A 21,909-nucleotide genomic window follows, 5' to 3' on the forward strand; every position below is an offset into this window, starting at 1 on the left:
TTCCTCCGAAGGCAGTTCAGGCCTGAGTAAGAACGGACAACTTTCAGGCCGTTGGAATCGCCATTGAACGCTCCATCGCATATCCGCTAACCTCCCGCGGTGAAAGCGGCGATTTTACACGGGCAGGAACAGATCCGCATCGAAGAGGTCGCGCCACGCCCGCTTCATCCCGGCGAAGTGCGCGTGCGGATTGAAGCGGCGTTGACGTGCGGCACCGACCTGAAGGTTTTCAAACGCGGCTATCACGCAAAGATGATTGTGCCGCCAGCCGTGTTTGGCCACGAACTTGCCGGGGTCATCAGCGAAGTCGGACGCCCGGAGCCCGAAGCGCCGGGCCTGAATTGGCGCATCGGAGATCGCGTCGTGGCCGCCAACTCGGCGCCCTGCGGCGAGTGCTTCTTCTGCCGGCAAGGGCAGGAAAATCTCTGCGACGATTTGCTTTTTTTGAACGGGGCCTATGCCGAATCCATCGTCGTGCCCGCGCGCTTGGTGGAAAAGAATCTGCTCCCGCTCCAACCGGAAACAGGCTTTCGCGACGCCGCCTTGACTGAACCGCTCGCGTGCGTCGTGCAGGGCGTCGAGGATTTGGAGCTGCGCGCCGGCGAGCGCGTGCTGATCATCGGTTCGGGGCCGATTGGATTGATGTTTGTCGCGGTGGCAAAGCATCTGGGCTGCGCGGTCGCTCTGGCCGGACGCGGGGAAAACCGGCTGAAGGCGGCGCGACGGCTGGGAGCGGACCAGGTTGTGGATGTCGCCGGCGGGCGGGAACTGGTCAAAGAAATTGAATCCGGAACAACCGGCGCGCATGACGTGGTGATTGAAGCGGTTGGCAGACCGGAAACGTGGGAGGCGGCCGCGCAACTGGTGCGCAAAGGCGGCAGGGTGAATTTCTTCGGCGGTTGTCCTTCCGGCGCCACCATCAACCTCGACACGGGCCGTGTTCACTACGCCGCGCTGACGCTGCTGGCGAGTTTCCATCACACGCCGCGCGCGATTCGCCGGGCGCTGGAGCTGATTGAAGCGGGGGTGATCAAAGCAGACGATTTTGTGGACGGCGAATGTTCGTTGAGCAAACTTCCAGAGTTGTTTCAGTCCATGGCCGCCGGCAATCGCGCCGTGAAAACGATGGTCCGCGTTCACGAATGACCGCGGCGTTTTTTCATGTGACGGTGCACGAAAAAGTAATAGATGCCTCCGAGGACGAGCAACGCGCCGCCGATCCACAACGAGACGCGGTGTAGTTCTCCTTTCATCAGCGCTTCATCCTGTCCGGCTTTCACGCCGACCCAGCAAAGCACCGCGCACCACAGGGCGGAACCAAGCAGCGTAAAGAGCGAAAAAAGTCTGTAATCCATGCGCACAATGCCGGCGGGAATGCCAATGAGATGTCGAACGACGGGCAGCAGCCGGGAGATGAAGATGCCCATCGAACCAAACCGGGCCGCCCATCGCTCCGCCCCTTCCACTTTTTGGGGTGTGATGAGGAGGAGTTTCCCGTAACGCAAAACCAGCGGCCGGCCCGCGACGCGGGCGGCCCAATACATGGCGGTCGCGCCGAGCCACGAGCCGATGGTGCCGGCAACGATGATGCCCATGATGCTCAAATTGCCTTTTGTGTAGGCGAGGTGGGCTGCGGGCGGGATCACCAGTTCGCTCGGCAGCGGAACGACCGAGCTTTCGACGGCCATCAGCAGCGCGATGAGAGGATAACCGCCCGCATCGAGTGAGCCCATGTACCACTGGATCAGTTTCTGGAGCATGAGCGGCGTGCTTATACGGAAAGTATGGGCAGTGCAAGCCCGGTGTCCTGGCAAATGCGCGCTTCACGTCCGGCGAGCGGCGTGGCAGGCTGCGGAACAATCCGGCTTCAGAACAATCATACTAAACGGATGAATCCGCCCGCAACTGGCTTCCGGTTGAGACCGCCCCGACGAACAGCCTTCACGCTCATCGAACTTCTGGTGGTCATCGCGATCATCGCCATCCTCGCGGCGCTGCTGTTGCCGGCGCTCGCCAGCGCAAAGGAACGTGCCCGGCGCGCGGCCTGCAAAAACAACATCCGACAGTTCATTGTCGCGGCCCATTTGTACGGGGGTGATTACACCGACAAGCTGCCAAGCGGGTTGTCCGAGTTGGGCAACGGCACGGACGAGCACATTCCCATCATCTCGACGGCCACGCGCAATTCGATCGTCCGATATTCAAGCACGATGAAAATCCTCCATTGCCCGAACCTGGGCAAACCGTTCAAACCGATCGAGGGCTGGTTTGAGTCCGGTTACGGCTTTGTGATCGGCTACAATTATCTTGGCGGTCACACGAACACGCCCTGGCCACAGTTGGCGCCGGGTTTCCTCGCCTGGATTTCACCGCAGAAGCTTATCGAAGACAGCTCTCTTCCGTTGGTGACCGACATGAACGACTGGTCGCCCGGCTACAAGAAGAGCTTCGCGCCCCACGGCGCGCGCGGTCCGATTTTGCGCGAGGGGGACTTTTCCAACTCCGGTGCGAACGGCGCGTCACCACGGGACATCGGCGCGGTCGGAGGCAACGTCGGCCTGCTGGACGGCTCGGTGAACTGGAAGCCCATCGCACAGATGAAGCAGTATCAAGGGTCGCATTTGTGGGGCACGGACGGCTGCCTGGGGCAGTGGTAAGGCCCGCGTTCATTCACCTCGATAGACACACCGCGACACGCACGTTTCGGCGACGACTATTTCAGTCAGCAGCGGGAGTCCCGGCTTCAACCGTTCCCAGATCCAAACAGCGATGTTCTCGCTGGTCGGATTTTCCAAACCTGGAATTTCGTTGAGATAACGATGATCGAGCCGCTCCATGAGCGGTTTGAACGCTTCCGAGATGTCCGCGTAATCCATCAGCCAGCCGAGTCGCGGGTCACATTCGCCTGCCGTGACGATTTCCACCTTGAAACTGTGGCCATGCAACCGGCGGCATTTGTGAGTTTCCGGCAGATGTGGCAGCAGGTGGGCCGCTTCAAATTGAAAGGTCTTTCGCAGTTCGATTTTCATTGTTCCCAATCCGTCCAGGTCACGAGGTCGCCCAGGCCCGGCCGGCCGTCGTGCCGCCAGGTAAGGGGCGGGTTTTGCATCTGGCCGACGGGACAGATGCGCGTCACCCCCCAGCGGGCCAGTTCGGTTGCCAGTTGCCCGGCCTTTGGTTCCGTCGCGGCCAGTCCCACCGTTGAAACCTTTCCGCGCACGAGTTCGGCGGCGCGCAACGCCTCGCTCAGGTTGGCCGCGGGTTTGATGTAAACGAACCGGTTCAGGCAGGACATCTGGAAGCGCGGGTCCGCTTCGTGGATGACGGTCCACGCGGTGGACTCCTGGCTCTGCCACTGACGCGTGTCCTCCGATGCCGCGGCGCGCACTTCATACAGCGCGCGGCGCGCGGCGATGGCGGCGGACTCCACGGGCGTGATTTCGCCTCGCGGCTGGTTGGTTTCGCGCTTCGCCAGTTCCACCGCCAGCATTTCGGCAAACAGTTCGGGCGAAACCGCCCCGCCGGGCTCGATATAAAACAAGTGGGGCGACAGGCAGCCGAGCTGGTCCCAGGCCGCGACGTCGGCCGCGGCCGCGGCGGCGATTGTTTTCGCGCCGCGGCCGGTCAGGACTTCCTGCGCCACGAATCCAAAGCTGACCCGATGGCCGTAGCCGAGGAATCGAACATGCGGGGGTACCTGCCGGCGAATCTCAGCCAGCGTTTCGTCGCTGCCGGTGGCGGTGACGCAGTCCGCTTCCGCCAGCAACGCCGTTTCCAAATCGAGCCGTCCGCCCTTCCATTCCGCGATCTCGATGCACGCGCCGAGCTTGGGCTCGGTTTCGTAGAGCGAATGAGCGAACAGGCGCGGCAGCAGCGCCGCGCCGGACGCGCACTTTACGAATTGCGCGGAGCGAACGAGGAGACCCGACACGATGCTCATCAGCGCGGGAGCCGGCAAATTGCCGCTGGTGACATGGACCAGCAGCCGCGGCCCGGTCGCGAGCGCGGTGCGCTGGGTCTTGTGCTCGCCGGCGGTCGCGACGAATCGGTCCAGCCGATGAACATGGCCGAGTTCCTGTTGCAACAGGGCGCTCAGATTGTCAGCGGTCAACTGCCTGAAAAGTGCGTCCAGTCCCGACGCCAGCGTGGCGGCGGAAAATCCGGTGGCGTTCGTGCCGGACTCGAGGGCGCGGCGGCGGAACGGGTTTTCCGCATCGAGCCAGCTTTCTGCCAGACCGGCGAGCACGGCGATGAGTCCATCGGTCGGGCGGCCCGCCAGATACCGGTCGCGGTTTCGTTTCAGCGCGGCGCATGCCTCGGAGATGGTCGTCGCATTCAAGGCGGCTTCCGAAGGCAGATCGGCCAGAAAGTAGCCCGGTGGATTCGCGCCGTTCATGGTTCAGGACATCATAAGCGAGCAGCCGCGCGGTTCGGCGCGCGCGGCGCGGCCCGCCAGCTCAAACCCGTCATCGCGGCGGGTCCCTAGATCCTCGGTCTGTATCGCCATGACGGATCGAAGATTTGCGAGGTCGAAAACCTGGATCAAACCCGTTTCGTTGTCGCCAACTTCCCGGCCGGTTTCCGGAGAGACGATTCGCGCGCGTGCCCAGGGCGGAAAACGAAAGATGCGTGGCGAAGACGGACCAGGAATGCCGGCGGCACCGTCGTAGGCCTGAGAGCCAAGCTCGCTCATTCCGTATTCGCAGATGATTTGCGAATCGGGAACGCCGAGCAGGTCTGTGATGCGCGCGTGCAGTTCGGCTTTGGGCAGGGTCCGCGAGCGGCCCTTGTAACCGCCGGTCTCCATCACGCGCGAGCCTGGTGGCAGATCAAAACGAAGCGCGTGTTCAGACAAATGATCGAGCAGATGCACGAATGAAAAGGCGGCGCCGAGCAGCGCAACCGGACGCCGCGTTCCGGTTGCCTGGCGCAGCGCGGCCACCACCAATTCATGATTCAACTCCCAAGCTCCGCCGGTTCCCGTCTCTCCGACAAACACAGAATCGGGAGAACCGAACTCGCGGCGCACGCATTCAAACATGCGCACGAGCGATGAGCGAGGCGCAAGGACGGGCGGGGGGGTCAGGAGGATGAAGCCAATCCGCTTCGCGTCCGGCAGCACATGAGATTTGAACCACGGCAGAAGGGAGGACTCATAAACCGCCAGCGAGTGGATGTTGTGGAAGTGCCGGCCGGGCCGCTGTTCCGTCGTGCCACTCGAGTGGAAAACAACCGGCCGGTCCTCAACCGGCAGACTGGTCATTTCAAAATCCTTGAACGCGGCGGCCGGGACGGCGGGAATCGCGCCCCAATGAGCGACGCCGCCAGGCGCTACACGGCGGGCAAGGCACAATTGGCGGTACGGCGCGACGTGTTCGAATTGCAGGGCAAACAGCCCGAGGGCGAGTTGGTTGAACAGCGCATCGTCCGCGCGGCGACGGGCGATGAATTCCTGAAGGCGCGAATTGAATTCGATAAAGCGATCGACGGGTTTCATGCGGTTTTCTCTTTCGCGCCGGACGCGATGGCTGGTTCTCCGCCACAGCCGCCGGAAATGTCCGATGGCAGACGTTGAGTGTCGAGCGCAAAGTTCCGCGCGTTGCGGCAATGGGCGTCGAAGCGTCTTTACGCGCCGCCGCGCGGCTGGCATAACTTCCGCACCCGCTTATGAATGCGTTGTTGAAATTATCACCGGCCGTCGGCTTGCTTTTGCTCTCAGCGTGCGTCTCACGGTCGCCGACGGTTGTCCGTCATCCGCCCGCCGACCTCCCCGGCCAGCGTCCGGACGGTTCGGTGCTGCTGCCGAATCAGTGGTCGTTGCGGCCGGTGGGACGACAGATTGTGTTGGGGGATTTTCCGGTGAACATCGCCGTGCATCCGGGGAACCGCTTCATCGCGGTGTTGCACAGTGGCCACGGTCGGCATGAGATCGCGGTCGTTGACATTACGGCCGGCAAGGTGATCGGCGAATTCGCCGTGGATGAATCGTTTTACGGAATTGAATTTTCGCGCGATGGGAGAGAGTTGTTTTGCAGCGGCGCCGGGGACGAAGTCATCCATCGTTTTGCCTTCCAGGACGGTTACCTGGCGGAGCCGAAGGCGTTCAAAGTGCGCGACGCGACGGAACGCGGAATTCCAGCGGGACTGGCGCTGAGCGCCGACGCCAGAAAGTTGTTTGTTGCGAACGTCTGGGGGCAGCGGATTTCGCAGGTGGACCTCGACGGCGCGGCGAAGGTGACCGACATCACATTGGGTTCCGCGGGCGTGTCGCCAGCCGCCCCCGCCACAGCGACCCCTGCTGATGAGGATACCGCTGCGGCAACGAAACGGGCGCAGGCGGCGCAGGAAAAGATTTCCGACGATTCGCCATTCCCCTACGCCTGCCGGCTGGATGAAAAGCGGCAACGCCTCTATGTCAGCCTCTGGGCGAAGGCAGCCGTGGCTGTCATTGATCTGAAGACCAGCCAGGTCATTGATCGCTGGCCGGCCCAGGAACATCCCTGTGAAATGGTCCTCACCAGTTCCGGAAAAGTCCTGTTTGTGGCCAACGCGGCCCGCAACAGCGTGACGGTCCTCGACACCGGAAGCGGAAAGGCGCTCGAAACGCTCACGGCCTCGCTGTATCCCGGGTTGCCGCCCGGTTCGACACCGAACAGTCTTGCGCTTTCGCCCGACGAAAAGACCTTGTTTGTTGCCAACGCCGATAACAACAACATCGCGGTGTTCGACGTCACCACACCGGGCAAAAGCCGCTCGCTGGGTTTTATTCCCGCGGGTTGGTATCCGACTTCCGTTCGCGTGACACCTGACGGCAAACGGCTGCTGGTTGCGAACGGCAAGGGGATAATTCCGAAAGCCAACCCGCACGGCCCGCAACCGATGAACGAACCGCCCGCCAGTGTCCGCGAATACATCGGCGGACTGTTCCGCGGCACGTTGAGCGTGATTGATCTCCAACCGCGCGAGAAACTGGAGGAGCAACTGGCGTCGTGGACCGCGCAGGCCTACCGGTGCAGCCCAATCAAGGCGGACCTGCGCGCGGGCGGAAGTCCCGCGTCGGGCAATCCCGTCCCGGCGAAGGTCGGCGACCCAAGCCCGATCAAGTACTGCATTTATGTCATCAAGGAAAACCGCACGTATGACCAGGTGCTCGGCGACATGCCGGAAGGCAACGGCGATCCCGCCCTTTGTCTGTTTGGGGAGCGCATCACGCCCAACCACCATCAACTGGCCCGCGATTTCGTCTTGCTGGACAACTTTTACGTGGAGAGCGAGGTCAGCGCCGACGGCCACGAGTGGACCATGGGCGCGTACGCGACCGATTTCGTGGAAAAATTCTGGCCGCTCAGCTACGGGCACAACAAACACGGCAAGTATCCCTATCCGGCGGAAGGCAATTTTTCGGTGGCGCGTCCAGCCGGGGGTTATTTGTGGGACCGGGCGCGCGAAGCCGGCGTCAGCTACCGCAGCTACGGCGAGTTTATCAACAACGGCAAGACCTCGAATGATCCGGGCAAATCGCGTGTGGCGACGCTTCAGGACCACTTCGACGAATCATATCGCGGCTTCGACCTCGACTATTCCGACCAGAAGCGCGCTGACCGCTTCATCGCAGAACTGAAACGGTTCGAGAAGGAAGGGGAGATGCCGCGCCTGCAAATCGTCCGCCTGCCCAACGACCACACTCACGGAACCACGATTGGCAAGCACACGCCGTTCGCGCTTGTGGCGGACAACGATCTCGCGCTCGGGCGTTTCGTTGAGGCCGTCAGTCGTTCGAAGTTCTGGCCGCAGACCGCCATCTTTGTGGTTGAGGACGACGCGCAGAACGGCCCGGACCACGTGGACGCGCATCGCACGATTGCGTTCGTCATCAGTCCTTACACGCGGCGCGGCGCGGCGGATTCCACGATGTATTCGACGAGCAGCATGTTGCGAACGATGGAACTCATCCTGGGTTTGCGGCCGATGTCGCAATACGACGCGGCCGCGATGCCGATGTTTAATTCGTTCCATGCGAAACCGGATTTGCGGCCCTACAAAACGCTGGCGGCGAACGTGGACTTGAATGAGCGGAACACGAAGCTGGCGTGGGGAAGCGGCCTCTCTAAAAAGATGAACTTTGCGAAAGAAGACGCCGCGGATGATCTGCTGCTGAACGAAGTCATCTGGCGTTCTGTGCGCGGCGCGCATAATCCCATGCCCGCGCCCGTGCGCGCGGCGTTTGTGTTCGCGCACGAGAAGGATGGCGATGATGACGACTGACTCCTTATTCGGTCACCGGACCAAAGGAAGCCGGTAACACGCTGCCTCCTGATCATTGCGCACGAGGAGAAGGTCGCCGACCAACGCCGGCGGGTTCCATGTTTTGCCGTCCAGCGCCCGGAATTTTGTCAACTCGCGCCGTTCCGTTGGCACCGGATCCACCAGTACAATGTCTCCGTTCTCGGCGGTGATGAGCAGGGCGTCTCGAACAAGAAGAAACTGACCGTGACCGTAGCGGCCGTCCTTCCACTTCAGCTCGCCCGTTGAGAGGTCGAGACAGCAAAGAATGCCGTCATCGAGGCCGTAAACATAACCGTTGCGGGTGACCACGTTGTTGAACTTCGACTTGAGCCGGTTCGTTTTCCAAAGGCGCGCGGCGGAAAAAATGCCGGAGCTGTCCCGGGTGATTACCAGAAGCTCGCTCCCGACTCCATAACCGCTGCTCACGAACACGCGGTTGCCGTCGAGAACGACTGGCAGCGCGACGTGTGGCTGGTGGGAGTCCCAGGGATGCCGCCACAGGACTTTGCCGTCCACTGCGGCATGACCGAAAATCGCATGCTGGTTGAAGATCAGAATTTGACGGACGTCACTGATGGTCGCGACGCAGGGCGAACTGTAACTCGCGTTGTCATCGCCGCCGCCCCAGGCGAACGCGCCATCGCTCAAACGATACGCAACCAGCGACCGCCCGTCTTTGCCTCCGGGATTCACAATCACGAGGTCGTCCAACACCAACGGCGACCCTGCCACACCCCATTCGGGCGCGCGGCTGGAATTATCGGCGACGATGTTCCTGCTCCAAATCCCACGGCCAGAGGCGAGGTCGAGACAGTTCAGAATGCCGGTGCTCCCGAGCGTCACAACTTTGTCGCCCTTGATGGCGGGCGTGGCGCGGGGTCCTTCGCCGGCCAAGGTCGTGAAGTAGCGCGCCTTGTCGGCGTGCGACCAGAGCGGCCTGCCGGTCAGAAGTTCGTAGCAAACAACCAGTTCTTCCTCACCGCGCTGTTCCTGGGTCACGGCGCGATCTCCGGCAATCGCGAAACCGGACCAGCCGGCTCCGATTGGCTGGCGCCAGAGTTTCACCGGCGGTTGCGCCTTCCAGTCGCGCGCGAGGGCCGGTCCGTCCGGCAGCACCGCGTTGCGATGCGGGCCGAGGAACTGTGAGAATTCGTTGCCGGAAGAGATAGACGCGTCGGGAGCGGCCGGCCGTCGTACGGACGCGATTTTGCCGCCGGGTGACAACAAAGTGGATGAAGGGGGGCGCGACCATCGGAAACGGAAGATCGGAAGCAGGTCGCCGGTAACGCCATGAATTCTGAACATTGCCACCGCCAGCCCAATCAACCCCGCCACACTGCCGGACAGGAGCAAGCGCACTTTCCAGCGCAATCGCGACAGAAACAACATCCACAGCAGCAACAACAGAACGGCGGCGATGCACGTCACCATCGCGTCGAGATTGCGCCACTGCCGCGAATCTTCGCGAATGACGAGAAAGTAGAAGATCGCCAGACCGGCCGATGCAAGGACCAGGAACGCCGGCCACCAACGCACCCGCGGTCCGCGGTCTGGTGACGTCGATTTCTGATGGACCGGTTCCGGCATGGATTACTGAATGATGTCCGAATGACGCAGCCGGTTCCAGCGCGTCTTTGGCGCGACTACATTTCAACCGTCAAATAAACGCGCCAACTGGTTCCGCTGTTTCCTGGTTGGGCGGCCGAATCCTCGGGGAAAATGTATAAACGCCTCACGCGCTTCATTACGCGCCGCCGCGTATGCTTCAGGCGGGGTGAGGTCTTCAAGGAACCGGCTTACATATTTTGCGCCCACGCGCTGATCAAGGGTGCCGATCACTCTCACGGTCCGTTGAACGCGACCCGTCAGCGCAGTGATGACCTCGCCCGCGCGAACGTCACGCGAGGGTTTCACACGGTTCCCGCCGATCTTCACATGTCCGGCATTGCAGGCTTCGGAGGCCAGCGAACGACTCTTGTAAAGCCGCACCGCCCAAAGCCACTTGTCCACACGGACAGCTGCCTGAGTTAGCATGCCGGAAGATTAAAGAGCCGGTAAACGGATGCAACTGTCCGCAGGTTAAAACAGGCGTCATCGTTTGAACGCTTTCGGCCGGTCGTTTTCAACCCGGGTCGGCGGACGGCAAGGTGGGATAGGAGAAAACGACCCTTGACGAATCCGCATGATGTCGTAATTTCGGAACGGACAGAAATCAATGAAATCACTCTCGCCCATTCAGCAGAAATTTGTGCTTCACTGGGGCGAGATGGGCACGCGCTGGGGCATCAATCGAACGGTTGCCCAGATTCACGCACTGCTGTTCATCTCGCCGAAACCGCTCAACGCGGAGGAAATCTCAACCTCGCTGGGTGTGGCGCGTTCCAACGTCAGCACGAGCCTGAGGGAACTGCAAGGGTGGGGGATTGTGAAACTCGTTCACGTCCTTGGCGACAAGCGGGACCATTTCGAGTCCATGAAACACGTGTGGGAAATGTTCCGCGTCGTGCTTGATGAACGGAAGAAACGCGAGATTGATCCCACCATCCTGATGCTCCGCGAATGCGTGGCCGGGGCGGAAAAGGACAGGGAGACGGATGAATACACCGAGCAAAAGCTGGGCGAGCTGGCGGAGTTTTTCGAGACGACGAGCGCATGGTACGCCCAGATCCGCCAGTGGCCAACCGGCGCGCTGACGCGCTTCGTCAAGATGGGCGACAAAATTCGAAAGCTGTTGGGGATCGGCGGTGACTGATCCCAATTTTTTGAGTGCGTGGTTCTGTGAATACTGAAATTACAAAATGGACCGATGAATCGGCGGTTCGGGCTTGGATCCATGATGACGCCGCTTGCGCGCGTGGTGTGTGCGGACCGCAGCGCCCAAACGTCTGTTCCAATCCCGCGGGTTCGGATGCGAGTCGCGTGCATCAGGGAGGTTCGGAGAAGCACCCTGTTTCCCAACCCGAAACCACGGCGGCTCAGCCGCACTCTTTCAGATGACATGAACACTGCGCGCGTCATTCTCGCAGGCGGCGGCGGTTTTCTCGGGCAGATATTGTCGGCGCATTTCCTGGCGCGGGGCCGCGAAGTCGTGGTCCTGTCGCGCGCGCCGAAAGCACGCGGCGATGGCGTTCGTGAGGTCAATTGGGACGGCGAGACGGTGGGTGAATGGGCCCGGTTCCTGGACGGCTCGGACTCGGTCATCAATCTCGCGGGCCGCACCGTCAACTGCCGCTATCACGCGCGCAATCGCCGGCTGATTCTGGACTCGCGTGTGAATTCGACGCGAGTGGTTGGGGAAGCCATTGCCCGCGCCGCAAAACCGCCCCGCGTGTGGCTCAATTCCAGCACGGCCACGATTTACAGGCATACGTTCGGTCCAGCGTGGGATGAGACCGGGGAGATCGGCGGCACGCCCGAATCGAAAGATGAATTCTCTGTAGAAGTGGCGTGCGCCTGGGAGAAAACTTTCAACAGTGCCAAGACGCCGGCTACACGCAAAGTGGCTTTGCGCACGGCGATGGTTCTGGGCCACGGCAAGAACAGCGTGTTTCCCATGCTGCGCCGTCTCGCGCGGGTCGGTCTCGGCGGCAAGATGGGGAACGGCAGACAATTCGTCTCCTGGATCCATGAGGGAGATTTCTGCCGGGCGATTGACTGGCTGCTGGAACACGGGGACGTGAGCGGCGTCGTGAATCTGGCGGCGCCCAATCCGGTCACCAATGCCGAAATGATGCGCGCGTTCCGCGACGTGTGTGGAATATCGATCGGTTTGCCGGCCAGCCGCTGGATGCTGGAAGTGGGCGCGTTTTTCCTGCGAACGGAGCCGGAATTGATCATCAAGAGCCGGCGCCTCATTTCCGGCAGGCTGATTGCGGCGGGTTTTGAGTTTCGATTCCCGCGACTCAAAGACGCCCTGATCGCCCTCGAGAGCCAGAATACCCGGGAGCAATGGACACCGCTGAAATAATCAGCCGCCCGGCCACGGAGCGGAATGAAACGAGGCGCGCGCCTGCGTTTACGCCGTTGTTCCTCGGCGACTGGATGCGTGCGGCCTTCATTCATTACGAGGTGGACCCGGAAATTCTGCAAAACGAAGTCCCGTTCGAGCTCGATTTATTTGCGGGCCGGGCTTTTGTGAGTCTCGTCGCATTCAGCATGGAGCGACTGCGACCGAACTTCGGTGGGCGGCTGACTGAGCTGCTCTTTCGCCCTATCTCGAATCACAGGTTCCTGAACGTGCGGACTTATGTTCGGCACCAGCGCGAAACCGGCATCTATTTCATCACAGAGTTTCTTTCCAATCCGCTTTGTGTGCCATTGGGACCGCCGACATTCGGATTGCCCTACCGTCTTGGGCGTCCGTCTTACCGGCATAACTATGAAGAAGGAACCGTCGAAGGGGATGTCGCGTCGGCGTTTGGTCAAAACCGTTTGACCTACAAGGCTTCGCTGTCTGCAAAGGCAGGATTTCACGCGTGTGAGCCAGGGACACTCGATGCCTTTTTGTTGGAACGCTACCAGGCTTTCACGCAGTGCGGAAGAAAGCGACGTTCGTTTCGCATCCGGCACGTGCCCTGGCCACAACAGGCGATCGACGTTTCGGTGCGAGAAGATGAGTTGCTGACCCTTACCGGCAATTGGGTGGATGGGGCGCAGTTGATTGGCGCAAACTTTTCACCCGGCGTTCACGATGTCCGGATGGGGCGGCCTCACCGCCTCACGGCTTGCGAACGCAAGCATCGTGTACGGGTTTTCTTCGATGTATGAAGGAGATATTCGATCCAGAAGCAAAGCGTTGAGTTACCCCAGTCAATAAATCATCACTTGATCACCGTCTGGCTTTGCTCGCGCATGAATTGCTGGACGTAGTAGGGATCGAGCGCATTTTTGGCGCTGGAGCCGGAGCCTTTCCGACCGCCAAAGGACTGCACGCCGGGCCATGCGCATAATGAAAAAGGCCGGCGTTGGCGCCGGCCATCGAGGGTAAGCACGGTCTATTTCTTCGCCAGTCCGGCCACGGCGTCCTTCATCTCGTTCAGATGGACGTCCGCCGATGGATTGTCCGTGACGTGCGCGATCTTGCCGTCTTTGCCGATCAGAAAACTGACCCGCCTCGCCATGTTTCTGCCGGTCATGCGCGCGCCATACGCGTCGGCGATCTTCCCATCCGTATCAATGAGCAACGGGAAGTTCAGATTGTGTTTGGCGATAAATTTCTTATGGCTTTCACCATCATCGAAACTCACGCCGAGCACCTGCACTTTGTCTTTCTTCAAATCGGTCATGCGGTCGCGTAACCCGCACGCCTCTTTGGTGCAACCCGGCGTGTCGTCTTTGGGATAAAAATAAAGCAGCACGACCTGCTTGCCTTCGAGGTTGGACAATTTCCATGTCTTGCCGTTCTGGTCTTTGGCCTCCACATTCGGCGCCTTATCACCGGCTTTGGGGGTGTCCGCGCGAACTGCTGCGGCAATCAACAGAAGAGACAACGCTGTGATCCAAGCTGAAGTTTTTTTCATAGTCGATTTCAGTTTGTAGGTTTCTGTGTGTGAATCCGTGAAAAGGTTAACGCGAGCACGCGACTTGTCAAACCGGGAACCGGAGGATGTCGCCGCTAGGCATTACTGCCCGATTAAACTGCTGACTCGAATACGTCACGGTCGGCGGAGGCGGAAGAACTGAGGACCGTTGGTGGCCGGAATGGTCACGGATTTGTTCGTGCCGTCTTCAGTGATGATAGCGGAATTGGTGACCCAGCTTGCCGGAGCGGCCAGCGCGCCGGCCTGTTCCAACCCGAAACCCGTCGTGTCTGCAGATGCCCACGAAACCGTTACCTGCGTGTCGGAGCGAAGCACCGAAAGCGCAGGCAGAGTCAGCAGGTAGGCACGGGCAACGTTGGCGGACACCTTATTGCCTGCTATCGCGAATTGGCCCCCCGCATACAAGTCGCTGCCCGAAATCGCCAGCGAAGACACAAACGTGGTAAAGCCGTAAGTGCCAACCATCCCCGAACCCAACGCCGACCAACTGCTCCCATTCCATTTGGCAATGTGATTGGCCACAATGCCTCCCGCCGTCGTAAACTCGCCCCCTACGTAGAGGTCGCTGCCCGACACCGTCAGAGTATCCACGTCGCCGTTCATTCCCGAACCCAGCGCGGACCAACTACTCCCATCCCATTTGTAGATGAAATCGGCGGAGGTGCTCCCGTCCGGAATTGTGAAATAGCCTCCCGCATACACGTCATTACCTGAAACGGCCAGCGCTTTCACGTAGCTGTTCGGGTTTATCCCCGAACCTAGCGCCGTCCAATTGCTCCCGTCCCATTTGGCGATGTAGTTGGCTGCACTGCCGCCTGCCGTCTTGAAATAGCCACCCGCATACACGTTGCTGCCCGACACGGCCAGGGCCAATACCTGTTGGCCCATCCCTGAACCCAGCGACGACCAACTGCTTCCGTTCCATTTGGCGATATAATTAACCGGGCTGCCGCCCGCTGTCGTGAAATCGCCTCCCGCATACACGTCATCGCCGGACACTACCAGCACGAACACGCGACCGTTCATCCCCGAACCTAATGACGACCAACTGCTCCCATCCCATTTGGCGATGTAATTGACTGGGACGCCGCCTGCCGTTGGAAAATCGCCCCCTGCGTACACGTTGCTGCCCGACACTGCGAGTGCATACACATAGGGAGCATTGTTCCCACCCACTCCCGGACCCAAGGATGTCCAACTCCCATTCCATTTTGCGATGTTCGTGGCTTTGTTCGCGCCTGTCGTCACGAACTGGCCACCCACATACAAGTCGTTGCCAGCCACCGCCAGCGCGTAAACGTAAGGAGGATTACCACCACTTATTCCTGAGGCAGCCATCGCCGACCACTTGCTCCCATTCCATTTGGCGATGTGACTGGCCACACTGCCTCCTGCTGCCGTGAACAATCCTCCCGCAAACAAGTCGTTGCCCGACACCGCCAGCGCATAAACGCTGTTGTTCATTCCTGAGCCAAGCGGTGTCCAACTGTTCCCGTTCCATTTAGCGATGGAGTTAGCCGCGTTGGTGTCCGAACTTGTGAAAGACCCCCCAGCGTATAGATCATTTCCCGACACGGCCAGTGCATACACAAATGCTCGGCCGAGAGGGTCGCGAACACTGATCCCCCAACGTAGAGGTGACCAACTGGTCCCGTCCCATTTGGCGATGTGGTTGGCCGCACTGCCATCCGCCATCGTGAAATCGCCTCCCGCATAGACGTCGTTTCCCGACACTGCCACCGCATACACAATGCCGTTCATCCCCGAACCGAGAGGCGCCCAACTACTCCCATTCCATTTGGCGATGCAGTTGGCCGCACTGCCACCCGCCATCGAGAATTCGCCGGCCGCATACAAGTCGCTGCCAGATGCCGCAAGCGCCAACACCCTGTCGTTCATCCCCGACTCCAGCGCTGTCCAACTGGTTCCATTCCATTTGGCGATGTGGTTGGCCGCATTGTCACCCGCCGTCGTGAAATCGCCTCCCGCATAGACGTCGTTTCCCGACACTGCCAGCGCCAACACATTGCTGTTCAACCCCGACTGCAGTGCTGTCCAACTGTTCCCGTTCCATTTCGCAATTCGGCCGGCAATCAAATTTCCGACGGCGGTGAAGTTGCCGCCGATGTAGAGATTAGCTGAACCATCTACCACTGCCGCCTCAACCGGGCCATTCGCACCTGGTATGCTGGGGTTCATGGTGCTCCAGTTGGCATCACTGAACGTAGGGTGGCTCTGTGCGCGCATCTCAATCTCCGGCAGGAAAAGCAGCACGCCAAGAAGCGCGGCGAGTGCATAGCGCAGTTTTGGATTTTGGATCTCACCCATTTTCTTTGGGAACGTTTCGAATTGAAGCAGAAATCGCCGCGCGGCGCAAGCGGGGTTGTTGTGTGCCGCCGGAAAGGCGGCTGACGCAGCCGCTCTACAGCGATACGAGCTTCCCGGTTTTCACCGAGCGTTCTTCGGCTTCGCAAATCTCGACGGCGCTGACACCGTCTTGCGCAGTCACGACTGTCGGTGGCTTCCCGGAACGAACCGCTTCCAGGATATGCTGCAATTCGCCAACGTACCCGTCCTTGCCCTCGAGCTGCAACACGCGCGGCTCTTTTCCTGTCTCGAACAGCTTGAGCGCGTCGCCGCCGCGGGCAATGTCATAGTCCACCGTCGCATTTTCGAAAACAGCCCGGTAACCCATGTTAAAACCGAACCCTTCAGTCATCGCCCAGCTTCCTTCCGCGCTGACCGACACGCCGGAGGCCATCTGATATTGTGTGACGACATGGTCAATCGAGCCGCTGACTTTGGAGAAGCCGGTGGAGTAAACGGCCTTTGGCCGGCCAAAGCAAAACTGCACGAAGTCCGTGTCGTGAATATGGAGATCAAGCAACGCGCCGCCGGAGAGATTCCCGTCAAAGAAGAACTTTTGTCCCCAGGCGGGCGGTTGTCCCACCCGGCGAAAACGCGCCGCGAGGCAGCGGCCATGAGTTTGTTTCGCGATGGCATTCTTCACCCAGACCCATTCCGGCGAGAAGCGCAGACACATCGCGGGCATCAGAAATGTTTCCGCCCGGGCTGCCGCGTCGGCGATCTCGCGGGCGAGTTTGCTGTTTCGCGCCAGCGGTTTTTCGCAGATCACGTGCTTGCCGGCTTTGAGCGCGGCGACCGCGAGCTCGGGGTGTGTGTTCGTCGGCGAACAAATGTCCACAAGCTGGACCGTCGGATCGGCCAACAGGTCGTCAACTGTGCGGTAGGCTTTCACTTGCGACATATCCAGCCTGAACGGTTCGCCGGAACCGACGTTGCCCCCTACCTTCGAAAAGTCGCCGTCGAGGTTGCGTCCGCTCGGATTGCAAAGGGCGGCGATGCGGCAGCCGTCAATCTGACGATACGCCTTGAGGTGCGTGGCAGCCATGTAGCCAAGCCCGACGACCCCGACGCCGACCCGGTCTTGAGTTTGAACTTTTGAATCCAAGGTGATGGTCGATCGGGCGTGACTGGCGCAGTCTTCCCGAAATCTCAACGCGCGCTGCGCAGTTTCACGCCCTTTAATTTTTCCACGAAGCCGACGAAGCCGGCCGCCTGTGTTTGCAGACGTTCCAACAACTCCGCGTCGGTCAAACAGCCGCTGTCATCCAGCAAATCGCCGATGTTAGGAAGAAAGACGCGGTGTGGATAAATGAACGCGTTCCGGTAGCCGAAGATCGCCTGCAACTGTTCGATCGGCCGCAGCCCGCCCCACATGCCGGCGGCCAGGCCGGTGAAACAGATGGGCCGTTCGATGAAACTCTCCGGAAACTTCAGCATGTCGATGAAGTATTTCAGCACCCCGGGAATGCCTCCGTTGTATTCCGGCGATATCACATGCACGCCGTCGGCTTGCAGAATGGCGTCGGCGAACGGCCGAAATGATTTTGGCTTTTCCGCGTAGGACGACGGCAAAAAAATCTCCTGGGGCAGTTGCGCAAGGTCGAGGATGCGCAACGGCACCTTCAAGCCCGCGTAAACCTCTTCGACGTGCCGCGCGACCTTGCGAGTGTTGCTGTCGGGACGGTTCGTGCCAATCAACAGAGTCATCATGCGGACGTTTTAACAGGACGCATCGGCCAAACAAGTCAGAAGGTTGCGGTTCCGATTTTTGAATCGACGTGAAAGCAGCTTGAACGGAGGTCCGGTTGTGCGGAATGCGGCGGGGGCCGGATCAATCAACAGAGGTTCTTGAGAAATTATGAAACCGGCCCTGCCTCCATTTGATGGACGGTTGAACGACGCGAGCTGAATGTCCGCTTCGTGTCAGGCAATCAGTTCACCAGGAGAATCCGATAGAACCGCTGTGTCGCGCCGGTGACGTCAACAATCGCCGAGAGGCTGCCGTTGTTTGCGATCATGTCGGTGGTCAAAGGTGTCCAGGACGCCGCATTCAAATCATCCTTGAACTCGACGCGGTAGGTATGGCCCGGAGTAGTGAGCCAGACAAAGGTGAACGACTGGCCGCTCAGGGTCGTTTGGGTGATTTGCGGCGGCGCGATGACGAAGATTGTAAACGTCTCGGCGTCGCTCAACGGTGGCGTGCCGTTGTCGATGACGCGCAAGGTGACGCTATTTGTGCCGGGTATCTGTGCCGGCGTTGGCGTCCAGTTGAACACACCGGTGGACGGATTGATCGTGGCCCCGGCCGGCGCGCCCGGGTCGAGCGAGAAGGTGAGCGTCTGTGGCGGTTGATTGGTGTCCGTCGCGGTCGCGACGAAACTGAGTGTGCTGCCGCCGACCACGCTTCGGTTGCCCATCGGCGCGAGGACAGGCGGGCCGTTTGTTTGCGGGCCGAGATTGGCCGCGCGCGGCGTCGGAGCGGGCATGACGTAAATGTTGGGCCCGCCATCGGGGTAACGACCTTCGCTCACGTCGCTGTTCTGCTGGCCGTAGGAAACGGCGTCAATGCTGGTGCCATCGGCGGCGAACAACCCGATCTGCCCGGCACTTGCGGCGAGTTTGAAACTCACGTGCAGATCGGGGCTGTTAGTGCTGTTCTGGCCGGTGTCGCTGTCGGCCCAGACGAGCAAATGCCCGGCGGACGGAATCGTGTAACCGGAGGGGATCTGGAAGTTGAATTTATTCGTCAGAGAGTCGGTGAGGTAATAGCCGGTGAGATCGGCGGCGGTGGCGCCGGGATTGAACAGCTCGAACCAGTCGTCAAAATGATTATCCGACGGATCGAGGAGAAAGCCGGAGTTGCTGGCCATCCATTCATTGATAAACACGTTGAGCGGCGCGGAGTGGAAGTCATTCGTGCCGCCCGGCGTGACGTAGTAAAACTCGAAGCGATCGAAGGGCTGCCCGTCCGGCACCGAACCGAACGATCGATCCGGATGGATGTTGGCATAGTTGAGATAATCGAGCACCTGAGGCTGGCTGTTCAGGTCGAGAAAGGTGAGCGCAACCGAACCGGCGCCGGGACTCAGGCGGAAGTTCGTGTGAAATTCCGTTGCGGTGGATTGAGCCGGCTGGCCGTCGGCGAAGATGACCTTGAACCCGCCAGGATTGATGGTTGCGCCAGTCGGGAAGGCCCACTGCGTGAGGTTCGTGTAATTGTCCGCCAGATAAAGGCCATCGAGTGAGACCGGGTTCGTGCCGGGGTTGTAAATCTCGATCCACGGATCGGCTTCATTCGCGCTGTCGCGAATGCCGTTCACGTTTTCCGGCTCGACTTCGTTGATCCACAGCGTCGGGAACGCGGGTAAAACTCCCTGCACGGAGTTGGCGGCGCCAGGCGTGGCGAGCGGGGCGGAAGAACTGGCGGCCCAGTTCGCGGCGCGACGGGTGTCCTGCGCCGGGTCGATCAACTGAAGCGACACGCCGCTGTTGGTTCCCAGCGCCGGCCAGGGCGGCTGGTTTTCGTAACGCACCTTGCTGACGGCGAGGTCCTGAGACGGCGTCGCGCCAGGTTTGATGAGGGTCAGCGTTTCGCCGTTGAGATCGAGCCTGCCGTTGAACACGCCAAACACCGGGACGCCGGGCCCGTACACCGCGTCGAAGGCGGCCGCGTCCCCGGCGACAACGAGATAGCCGTTCGGCGTGATTGCCGATCCTTCCGGAAACGTATAATCGAGTCCGTTGAAACGATAATTCGAGAGATCGAACGTAAAGTCCTGCGAGTTGTTGTAAAGCTCGACGAACCCGGCGCCGGGGATGGCGGGTGCGTACATGATTTCGTTGATGACAAGGTGATCCTGCGGCAACTCCGGCGCGCCCGTGTAGGTGACCGAAACGGTGGCGGAATAGTTGGAGAGCAGCCGGCCATAAATGTCGTAGACGGAAACGACGAGCGAGTTGGCGCCGGAGTTGACCGGGACGTTCATGGTCCAATTGGTGACGGTGTTCCAGGTGGTCGCGTAGGCCACACCATTCACGCGGATGGTTTTGACTTCCACCGGCGCGACGCCCGTGAGGGTGACCAGATTATTCGCGGTCGTGCCGGGGCCGGCTGCGGTGAAACCCGAAGCGTCAACGGCCGCCAGCTGGGAAAGGATGCTCGTGCGGGCACTGGCGATCCAGGCTTTCACCGCAGTCGAGGGCGACGTGACATTGATGCCATTGGCCTGGAACGCGGCAAATTTGGCGTCCATGATCGCGTTCACGTTGTTGGCGAGCATCGGCCCATTGCACAGCTCCTTGAGCGCACGCCAATAAGCCCGCCGGAACGCGGGCGTGTTGAAGATCTTTGTCATCGGGGCGCCTGACCCGCTGACAGTAAACAGATTTTGACCGGGGCTCCACGAGCCGCTGTTCCCGAGCACGATGTTGTAGTCCCAGATGAACAGCGTCCACCTGCCGTTGAGCGGTTTGTAACCATACATGTTTTGCGAATTCTGGGCGCCGAAACTGTCCCAGTTGCCGACCGCGTGCTCGACGGCGAAGATGCGCATCCATTCCTCCATGTCCGCCTGCGACTCCAGGGTGGGCACGTAAGCGGGGGAACTCGGGCTGTTGGCAGCGTCGACGAGGTCGAAGACATTGGTGTAATTATTCGCCGACTCCTTCACCGCGCGGACGAGATAGTTCCAGCGATAGCGGGCGAGCTTCTTGTTGCCGGTGACATCGAGGTAATTGTTCAGGGTGCACCAGGAGTTGTTGCTGAACGGCATCGAGCGGGCGTTGGAATTGGCAAACTCGAACCACGGTTGAAGTTTGTACAGAAAGCCGTCGGCGTCGTTCGGAAAGTATTCATTGACCATGTCCGAGCCGGGGGTCTGGGTGTCCTCCATCAGTGTGCCGCGCCGGGTGCCGTTGAAATACACGGCGACGTAGCGGCGGTAGTTGTAGGGCAGGCCGAGTTTGCGCACGAGCCAGAAACTGGTTTGCTCGCGCTGGATGGTGTTATCGTCGAACGGCCCGTTGCCGGGCGCGTGGACCTTGTTGAAGTTCTCCGTACCCAGCAGCAGGTCGTCGAGCGGAAACTGGATTGAGTAGTGGCCGTCGCTCACCGGCGAACCGAAGCCCTGGTGATACGGGCTGCCGGCAAAGTGCGATCCGAAGTTGTAAATGACCCGGAAATTGCCATAAACGAACGTGCCGTCCACGTCCTCGTTGCTGAGCACGGGGCGGTTGACCCACGTGCTGACGGCACCTTGAGTGAACCACTGCCGATAAATGCCGAAGCTGCTTGTCGGCGTTGGATCTCCGAAACGGACAAGACACTCGCGAACCGGCGCGTCATTGGGAAAAGCAGTCGCGGCCCCGAGACCGTCAGCGGCTTGCACATAGAACGCGACCATTGTCGCGGCGGCCTGCCCCGGAATGGTGGCGCTGTAAAGGCCGTCGCCCGCGACGGCATCACCGCCGGTGCCGTCGTCCACCATGGTCACCGTCGTGTAGGCCGTCGCCGGGTCGAGGCGGTAGTTCAAATTCAAGGAGGAAACACCGTCCGGATCGTGGACGCGCGCGGTGACGACAACGGGTTGGTTTGGCGCCGGGACGATTGGATTGTGAACAACCTGATAAATCGCGGGACCGGCATTGCTGACGGCGCGAGAGTTGGGAGCGCCGGGAGTTCCGAGATTTGACGGAACCTCCATCCGGCCTCCCGCTT

Annotated in this window: 17 protein-coding genes; 6 read left to right on the top strand and 11 right to left on the bottom strand. The window is 60.4% G+C overall.

The window, feature by feature from the left end:
- Positions 1 to 99 precede the first annotated feature (99 nt).
- The gene (locus VN887_02635) at positions 100 to 1,146 is read left to right on the top strand and encodes a zinc-binding dehydrogenase (GenBank protein HXT38897.1); all 1,047 of its coding nucleotides are present in this window, start codon (positions 100 to 102) and stop codon (positions 1,144 to 1,146) included.
- Here the strand turns inward: VN887_02635 and VN887_02640 are convergent.
- Positions 1,137 to 1,760: a DedA family protein gene (locus tag VN887_02640; protein HXT38898.1), complete on the bottom strand. Its 624-nt coding sequence runs from the start codon at positions 1,758 to 1,760 to the stop codon at positions 1,137 to 1,139. The two genes, VN887_02635 and VN887_02640, sit on opposite strands and share 10 nt — an antisense overlap.
- 129 nt (positions 1,761 to 1,889) lie before the next feature.
- Between VN887_02640 and VN887_02645 the strand changes: the two genes are divergently transcribed.
- The gene (locus tag VN887_02645) at positions 1,890 to 2,657 is read left to right on the top strand and encodes a prepilin-type N-terminal cleavage/methylation domain-containing protein (protein ID HXT38899.1); all 768 of its coding nucleotides are present in this window, start codon (positions 1,890 to 1,892) and stop codon (positions 2,655 to 2,657) included.
- A gap of 9 nt (positions 2,658 to 2,666) precedes the next feature.
- Here the strand turns inward: VN887_02645 and queD are convergent, their stop codons facing one another.
- Genes queD through VN887_02660 form a run of 3 tightly spaced genes read right to left on the bottom strand, consistent with a single transcriptional unit; the run spans position 2,667 to position 5,497 of the window.
- The gene (gene queD, locus VN887_02650) at positions 2,667 to 3,029 is read right to left on the bottom strand and encodes a 6-carboxytetrahydropterin synthase QueD (GenBank protein ID HXT38900.1); all 363 of its coding nucleotides are present in this window, start codon (positions 3,027 to 3,029) and stop codon (positions 2,667 to 2,669) included.
- A complete protein-coding gene (locus VN887_02655) occupies positions 3,026 to 4,396 on the bottom strand; it encodes an acyl-CoA reductase (protein ID HXT38901.1) in 1,371 nt (456 codons plus the stop codon). Before VN887_02655 ends, queD begins: the two co-directional genes overlap by 4 nt.
- A 3-nt stretch (positions 4,397 to 4,399) precedes the next feature.
- A complete protein-coding gene (locus VN887_02660) occupies positions 4,400 to 5,497 on the bottom strand; it encodes a long-chain fatty acid--CoA ligase (GenBank protein HXT38902.1) in 1,098 nt (365 codons plus the stop codon).
- 170 nt (positions 5,498 to 5,667) lie between these two features.
- Between VN887_02660 and VN887_02665 the strand changes: the two genes are divergently transcribed.
- On the top strand, positions 5,668 to 8,265 hold the full coding sequence (locus VN887_02665) for an alkaline phosphatase family protein (GenBank protein ID HXT38903.1): 2,598 nt from the start codon (positions 5,668 to 5,670) through the stop codon (positions 8,263 to 8,265).
- Between the two features lie 12 nt (positions 8,266 to 8,277).
- On the opposite strand, the gene VN887_02670 is transcribed toward VN887_02665, so the two are convergent.
- Positions 8,278 to 9,822 (bottom strand): PQQ-binding-like beta-propeller repeat protein, encoded by a 1,545-nt coding sequence (locus VN887_02670; protein HXT38904.1) that lies wholly within the window; start codon positions 9,820 to 9,822, stop codon positions 8,278 to 8,280.
- A 114-nt stretch (positions 9,823 to 9,936) separates the two neighbouring features.
- The gene (locus VN887_02675; GenBank protein ID HXT38905.1) at positions 9,937 to 10,320 is read right to left on the bottom strand and encodes an RNA-binding S4 domain-containing protein; all 384 of its coding nucleotides are present in this window, start codon (positions 10,318 to 10,320) and stop codon (positions 9,937 to 9,939) included.
- Between the two features lie 181 nt (positions 10,321 to 10,501).
- Between VN887_02675 and VN887_02680 the strand changes: the two genes are divergently transcribed.
- The 3 genes from VN887_02680 to VN887_02690 all read left to right on the top strand — a co-directional run bounded on the left by VN887_02680 (position 10,502) and on the right by VN887_02690 (position 13,053).
- Positions 10,502 to 11,038 carry a MarR family transcriptional regulator gene (locus tag VN887_02680; GenBank protein HXT38906.1) on the top strand — a complete coding sequence of 179 codons (537 nt, stop codon included), beginning with the start codon at positions 10,502 to 10,504 and terminating at the stop codon, positions 11,036 to 11,038.
- 246 nt (positions 11,039 to 11,284) lie between these two features.
- The gene (locus VN887_02685) at positions 11,285 to 12,253 is read left to right on the top strand and encodes a TIGR01777 family oxidoreductase (protein HXT38907.1); all 969 of its coding nucleotides are present in this window, start codon (positions 11,285 to 11,287) and stop codon (positions 12,251 to 12,253) included.
- Positions 12,235 to 13,053 carry a DUF2071 domain-containing protein gene (locus VN887_02690; protein HXT38908.1) on the top strand — a complete coding sequence of 273 codons (819 nt, stop codon included), beginning with the start codon at positions 12,235 to 12,237 and terminating at the stop codon, positions 13,051 to 13,053. Before VN887_02685 ends, VN887_02690 begins: the two co-directional genes overlap by 19 nt.
- 227 nt (positions 13,054 to 13,280) lie before the next feature.
- Here VN887_02690 and VN887_02695 read toward each other — a convergent pair whose 3' ends face one another.
- The 5 genes from VN887_02695 to VN887_02715 all read right to left on the bottom strand — a co-directional run.
- Entirely contained in the window at positions 13,281 to 13,805 is a 525-nt protein-coding gene (locus tag VN887_02695) for a peroxiredoxin (protein ID HXT38909.1), read from the bottom strand.
- A gap of 135 nt (positions 13,806 to 13,940) precedes the next feature.
- Positions 13,941 to 16,154 (bottom strand): hypothetical protein, encoded by a 2,214-nt coding sequence (locus VN887_02700; GenBank protein HXT38910.1) that lies wholly within the window; start codon positions 16,152 to 16,154, stop codon positions 13,941 to 13,943.
- A gap of 94 nt (positions 16,155 to 16,248) precedes the next feature.
- Complete coding sequence (locus tag VN887_02705; GenBank protein ID HXT38911.1) at positions 16,249 to 17,346, bottom strand: Gfo/Idh/MocA family oxidoreductase; 1,098 nt, start codon at positions 17,344 to 17,346, stop codon at positions 16,249 to 16,251.
- Positions 17,343 to 17,903, bottom strand: a complete 561-nt coding sequence (locus tag VN887_02710; GenBank protein ID HXT38912.1) for an NAD(P)H-dependent oxidoreductase — start codon at positions 17,901 to 17,903, stop codon at positions 17,343 to 17,345. Before VN887_02710 ends, VN887_02705 begins: the two co-directional genes overlap by 4 nt.
- A gap of 221 nt (positions 17,904 to 18,124) precedes the next feature.
- On the bottom strand, positions 18,125 to 21,909 hold a 3,785-nt coding region (locus VN887_02715; GenBank protein HXT38913.1), incomplete at its 5' end, for a lamin tail domain-containing protein.

It is taken from the genome of Candidatus Angelobacter sp. (genome assembly GCA_035607015.1).
GTDB lineage: Bacteria > Verrucomicrobiota > Verrucomicrobiia > Limisphaerales > AV2 > AV2.

Bases quoted from the DNA above. Each gene is read 5' to 3' on its own strand.
- VN887_02640 (HXT38898.1), bottom strand. From the start codon at position 1,760: ATGCTCCAGAAACTGATCCAGTGGTACATGGGCTCACTCGATGCGGGC.
- VN887_02645 (HXT38899.1), top strand. From the start codon at position 1,890: ATGAATCCGCCCGCAACTGGCTTCCGGTTGAGACCGCCCCGACGAACA.
- queD (HXT38900.1), bottom strand. From the start codon at position 3,029: ATGAAAATCGAACTGCGAAAGACCTTTCAATTTGAAGCGGCCCACCTG.
- VN887_02655 (HXT38901.1), bottom strand. From the start codon at position 4,396: ATGAACGGCGCGAATCCACCGGGCTACTTTCTGGCCGATCTGCCTTCG.
- VN887_02660 (HXT38902.1), bottom strand. From the start codon at position 5,497: ATGAAACCCGTCGATCGCTTTATCGAATTCAATTCGCGCCTTCAGGAA.
- VN887_02665 (HXT38903.1), top strand. From the start codon at position 5,668: ATGAATGCGTTGTTGAAATTATCACCGGCCGTCGGCTTGCTTTTGCTC.
- VN887_02675 (HXT38905.1), bottom strand. From the start codon at position 10,320: ATGCTAACTCAGGCAGCTGTCCGTGTGGACAAGTGGCTTTGGGCGGTG.
- VN887_02680 (HXT38906.1), top strand. From the start codon at position 10,502: ATGAAATCACTCTCGCCCATTCAGCAGAAATTTGTGCTTCACTGGGGC.
- VN887_02685 (HXT38907.1), top strand. From the start codon at position 11,285: ATGAACACTGCGCGCGTCATTCTCGCAGGCGGCGGCGGTTTTCTCGGG.
- VN887_02690 (HXT38908.1), top strand. From the start codon at position 12,235: ATGGACACCGCTGAAATAATCAGCCGCCCGGCCACGGAGCGGAATGAA.
- VN887_02695 (HXT38909.1), bottom strand. From the start codon at position 13,805: ATGAAAAAAACTTCAGCTTGGATCACAGCGTTGTCTCTTCTGTTGATT.
- VN887_02700 (HXT38910.1), bottom strand. From the start codon at position 16,154: ATGGGTGAGATCCAAAATCCAAAACTGCGCTATGCACTCGCCGCGCTT.
- VN887_02710 (HXT38912.1), bottom strand. From the start codon at position 17,903: ATGATGACTCTGTTGATTGGCACGAACCGTCCCGACAGCAACACTCGC.